Here is a 5,709-nt window from a genome sequence, read left to right on the forward strand (position 1 = left end):
GTGTCGTTGCCGGTGGCGGCGCGTGCTGCGGTGTTGCGGGCGCGGGCGATGCTGAGGTTGTCCGGCCGTGGTGGCATGGTCTCCGTCATGGCGTCGCAGGCCACCGTCGACGAGATGCTGGAGCCCTTCGGGGGCCGCGCTTCGGTGGCCGCGGTCAACGGGCCCTCGACCGTGGTTGTCTCCGGTGAACCCGACGCGCTGGACACACTGCTCGTCCGGTGTGAGGAGCGGGGTGTTCGTGCGCGGCGGATCGCGGTGGACTATGCGGCGCATTCGGTGCAGGTGGAGGGCGTGCGCGCGGAGATGGCGGAGGCGTTCGGGCCGCTTGGTTCGGTTTCGTCGTCGGTGCCGTTGGTGTCGACGGTGACCGGTGGTGTGGTGGATACGGCGGAGATGGGGGTGGAGTACTGGTTCCGTAATGCCCGTCAGACGGTGGAGTTCGACGCGGCGATGCGGACGGTCCTGGGCACGGGCACGGGCACGAGCGCGGGTTCGGGCGCGGGTTCGGGTTCGGGTTCGTATGTGGTGATCGAGATGAGTCCGCATCCGGTGTTGACGATGGCGGTGCAGGACATCATCGACGATGCCGGTGCGCAGGCTGCCGTGGTCGGTTCGCTGCGCCGTGACGAGGGTGGTCTGGAGCGGTTCATGCTCTCGCTTGGTGAGGCGGTGACCCATGGGATCACGCCCGACTGGGAGCGGGTCTACCCGTGGCAGGACGAGCGGCCGCGGCCCCGGGTCGAATTGCCCACCTACGCCTTCCAGCGCCAGCGCTACTGGCTCCAGGCGTCCGCCCCGGCAGCCGCCGGCGACGCCGCGGGCCTCGGGCTCACCGCCGCCGATCACCCGCTGCTCGGCGCGGCCGTCGCGCTCGCCGGCTCCGAGGGGCACGTCCTCACCGGCCACCTGTCCCTGCGGACCCACCCCTGGCTCGCCGACCATGCGGTCATGGGCACCGTTCTCGTCCCCGGCACTGGGCTCGTGGAGCTGGCCCTCCAGGCAGGGCACCGGGTGGGGTGCGGGCTGCTGGAGGAGCTGACGCTCCAGGCGCCGCTCGTTCTGCCCGAGTCCGGTGGGCGGCGGCTCCAGATCACCGTCGGCGCTCCCGAAGGTCCGGGCGGGCGGCGTACCGTGGCCGTCCACACTTGCGGGGACACCAGCCCGCGCGCCCCCGAGGCGTACGAGCCGTGGATCTGCCACGCCACCGGTGTGCTGGCCGAGGCGGTGCCCGCCGCCGCGGAGAACGCCGCCGCCCTCCCTGCGGATCCGGACCTGACAGCGGCCTGGCCGCCGCCAGGAGCCGAACCGCTGGAGATGGGCGCCGTCTACGAGGAACTGTTCGCCCAGGGGTACGAGTACGGGCCCGCCTTCCAGTGCCTGCGCGCGGTGTGGCTGCGCGGCGACGACATTTTCGCCGAGGTCGCCCTGCCCGAGGACGCGGACGCCGGACGCTACGCCGTGCACCCCGCCCTGCTGGACGGAGCGCTGCACTCCGTCCTCGTCAGCGCCACCCGCCGTCCGGGCGGTGCCAGTGCGGCCGCGGCCGCGGACGGCGCCGAGGACGAGACGTCGCAGCCGCGGCTGCCGTTCTCGTGGGGCGGGGTGGCGCTGCACGCCGCCGGGGCCGCCCGCCTTCGGGCCCGGCTCACCGTGGACGGCGACGGCAGCATCGTCCTGAAGGCAGCGGATCCCACGGGTGCGCTCGTCGTCTCCGTCGATGGCCTGGTGACCCGGCCCGTGCCCGCCGGGGCGCTGGCGCTGCCCGGTCACGAAGCGGAAGCGCACGAGTCGCTGTTCCGCCTCGACTGGACGCCGCTGGCCACTTCCCGTACGGCCGGGGCGCTCAGCGGGGCGTGGGCCGCGGTGGGCTCGGACGCGCACGGGACGCAGCGCGTGCTCAAGGAGGGTTCCGGGGGCGTCGCGACGTACGGCGACCTCGCGCAGCTGCGCGCCGCCCTGGACGCCGGTGCGCCCGCGCCCGACGTCGTCTGCGTGCCCGTCGCGCCGCACCGGCCGCCTCACGGTGACCTGGCCGTCGTGCCGGCGGCGGCCCGCGCCGTGACGGCCGAGGTGCTGGAGACCGTACAGGGCTGGCTGCGGGACGAGCGCCTCGTCTCCTCCCGCCTGGTGCTGCTCACCCGTGGTGCCGTGGGCGCCGCCCGCGCCGACGTGACCGACCTGGCTTCATCTCCCGTATGGGGCCTTGTGCGGGCGGCGGAGAGCGAGAACCCGGGGAGTTTCCTGCTGCTCGACCTCGATCCCGACGGCACCGAGGTGACGCACGAGCTGCTGGCCGCGGCCGTCGCGTCCGGCGAGCCCGAAATCGCCGAGCGGGACGGCGTACTGCTCGCGCCCAGGCTGGCGCGGGTCCCCTCCTCCGCCCGTACCCAGGCGCCACGGCTGGACCCCGAGGGCACCGTCCTGGTCACCGGCGGCACCGGCACCCTCGGCAGCATGCTGGCTCGGCGGCTCGTGACCGAGCACGGCGTGCGGCACCTGCTGCTGACCAGCCGCAGCGGCCGGTCAGCAGCGGGCGCGGACGAGCTGGCGGACGAACTCGCCCGGCTCGGCGCCGAGGTGGAGATCGCCGCCTGCGACGCCGCCGACAGGGACGCGCTGGCCGAGGCGCTGGCGGCCGTACCGGAGGCACACCCGCTGACCGCCGTCGTGCACACGGCGGGCGCGCTCGACGACGGCGTGGTCGGCTCCCTCACCCCCGAGCGGCTCGCCACAGTCATGCGCCCCAAAGTGGACGCCGCCGTCGCCCTGCACGAGCTGACCAAGGACCGGGACCTGGCAGCCTTCGTGCTCTACTCCTCCGCGGCCGGCGTCTTCGGCGGACCGGGCCAGGCCAACTACGCGGCGGCGAACGCCTTTCTCGACGCGCTGGCGCAACATCGCAGGGCGCGCGGTCTGCCCGCGCACGCGCTGGCCTGGGGCCTGTGGGAGCAGCGGTCCGGTCTGACCGGCGCACTCGGCGACGGCGAGGTCGGCCGCATCGCCGACAGCGGTGTCTCCACCTTGGGTACGAACGAGGCGCTGGCCCTCTTCGAGACGGCGTGGGCCACGGACGAGGCGGCGCTGGTGCCGGTCCGGCTGGACTTCGCCCGACTGCGCGCCCGGGCGGCGGCAGGTGAGGTGGCACCCCTGCTGCGCGGTCTCGTCCGGGCCCCGGTACGGAGCGCGGCGAGCACCGTCGACCGCACCACCGAGGCCGACGGCGACGCGCTGCTCCAGCGCCTCGACGGGCTCGGCGCCGAGGACCGGTCCGCGGTGCTGCTGGAACTGGTCCAGGCCGGCGCGGCCAGGGTGCTCGGCTTCGAGGCGCCGCACCAGGTGGAGCCCGGCAAGGGCTTCCTCGACATGGGCATCAACTCGCTGACGGCGCTGGAGCTGCGCAACACGCTCAACCGCGCCACAGGCATCCAGCTGCCCGTGACACTGGTTTTCGACCATCCCTCGGCCGAGCGGCTCGCCGAGTACCTCGACTCGCGGGTCGGCGCCGCGGATGCGGCACCGGGCGCCGACGCGGTGCACGGTGAGCTCGCCCGGCTGGAAGCCGTCCTCTCCCGTGTCGAACTGCCCGACGAGGCACGGGGTCAGGTCGCCGGCCGGCTCCAGGAGCTGTTGCGGTCCCTGGGGCGGTCCGTCACGCTCACGGACGGTCCGGCAGAGCTGACCGACAACCTCGCGTCGGCCACCGACGACGAGATGTTCGCGATGATCGACGAACAGCTCGGCATGCCGTAACCCCCAGGGCTCCGCCGTTCGCCTCCGTGCCGCCGGTGCGGCGCCCGGACGGCGCGATGCCCCGGTTCCTCCCAGGCCGGTCACCCCGAGAACAGGGGTGACCGGCCTCTGCTTCTAGGGGGGCCGTTAGGGACGGTTAGGGGTGGCCGCCCGAACGCGGGTTTTCTAGCGTCGCAGGTGACGTCATATCGATGCTGCTCCCGCCGTGCTCCCGCACTGTGCGCTTCCCGCACCCGGCGCCGGAATCGGCACCGCAACAGGGGCCGCGGCACAGTCGAAGCCCCGACGGGGCTTCGAGCATCGGGATGACTTCCGCCGGGGTTCGTACGTGCCGTGAGCAGCTGGCCCTCCCGGGCGCCACCGTGCTGTCCGTTCTCAAGAGGTTGTTACACATGCAGACTGAGCAGAAGCTTCGCGACTACCTCAAGCGTGTCATGGCCGATCTCCAGCAGACCCGGCAACGGCTCAGCGAAGCGGACGCCCGGGCCCACGAGCCCATCGCGATCGTCGGCATGGCCTGCCGCTACCCCGGCGGCGTTACGTCCCCCGAAGAACTGTGGGACGTGGTGGCCGAGGGACGGGACGCCGTCTCCGCCTTCCCCACCGACCGCGGCTGGGACCTGGACAAGCTCTACAGCGCCGACCCTGAAATCCCCGGTACGTTCTACGCGCGCGAGAGCGGATTCCTCTACGACGCCGCCGAGTTCGACCCGGCTTTCTTCGGCATTTCACCGCGCGAGGCCATCGCCATGGATCCGCAGCAGCGGCTGCTGCTGGAGACCGCCTGGGAGGTCGTCGAACGCGCGGGCATCCCCCCGCACTCCCTGCGCGGCAGCAGGACCGGCGTGTTCGCCGGCGTGATGTACCAGGACTACGCCGCCCGCCTCGACGAGGTCCCCGAGGACATCGAGGGCTACCTCGGCGTCGGCAACGCCTACAGCGTCACATCCGGCCGCATCTCCTACACCCTCGGCCTCGAGGGCCCCGCCGTATCCGTGGACACCGCCTGTTCCTCGTCGCTGGTCGCCCTGCACCTGGCCGTGCAGGCGCTGCGCAACGGCGAATGCACCCTGGCCATGGCCGGCGGCACCACCGTCATGTCCACCCCGGACACCTTCATCGACCTCGCCCGCCAGGGCGGCCTGTCCGCCGACGGCCGCTGCAAGGCGTTCGCCGACGCCGCCGACGGCGCCGGCTTCGCCGAGGGTGTCGGGATGCTGCTGCTGGAGCGGCTGTCGGACGCCCAGCGCAACGGGCACCAGGTGCTGGCCGTCGTGCGTGGTTCCGCCATCAACCAGGACGGCGCCAGCAGCGGCCTGACCGCCCCCAACGGTCCCTCCCAGCAGCGCGTCATCCGCCAGGCCCTCGACAACGCCCAACTGGCTTCCGATCAGGTCGACGTGGTGGAGGCGCATGGCACGGGGACGACGCTGGGTGACCCGATCGAGGCTCAGGCGATCCTGGCGACCTATGGTCAGGGCCGCCCCGCCGAGCGTCCGCTGTGGCTCGGCTCGCTGAAGTCGAACATCGGTCACACGCAGGCCGCGGCCGGTGTCGGCGGTGTCATCAAGATGGTGATGGCGTTGCGGCACGGTGTGCTGCCCAGGACGCTGCACGTGGACGCGCCGTCGCGGAAGGTCGACTGGAGCGCGGGCGCCGTCTCCCTGCTGACGGAAAACCAGGACTGGTCGGAGGGCAACCGCGTGCGGCGCGCCGGTGTTTCCTCCTTCGGTATCAGCGGGACGAATGCGCATGTGGTGCTGGAGGAGGCGCCGGCGGCGGAGTCTGTGGGGGAGTCGGTTTCTGAGCCGGCCTCTGGTTTGGCTTCGGGCTCTGGTTCGGGTTCGGGTGTGGTGGTTGGTGGGGGTGTGGTGCCGTGGGTGGTTTCGGCGCGGAGTGCGGCGGGGTTGCGGGCGCAGGCGGGGCGGTTGGTGTCGTTCTTTGGGGAGCGGTCGGAGC

2 protein-coding genes are annotated in these 5,709 nt (G+C 72.8%); both read left to right on the plus strand.

Features of this window, described 5'->3' with window-relative positions:
- Window positions 1–12 precede the first annotated feature (12 nt).
- Window positions 13–3,750, plus strand: a complete 3,738-nt coding sequence (locus ACWGI8_RS38040; protein ID WP_453668008.1) for an SDR family NAD(P)-dependent oxidoreductase — start codon at window positions 13–15, stop codon at window positions 3,748–3,750.
- Window positions 3,751–4,142: 392 nt separating this feature from the next.
- Window positions 4,143–5,709, plus strand: a 1,567-nt coding sequence (locus ACWGI8_RS38045; RefSeq protein WP_453668007.1) for a type I polyketide synthase, incomplete at its 3' end; no start/stop codon positions are given.

The organism is Streptomyces sp. NPDC054841, from assembly GCF_053611045.1.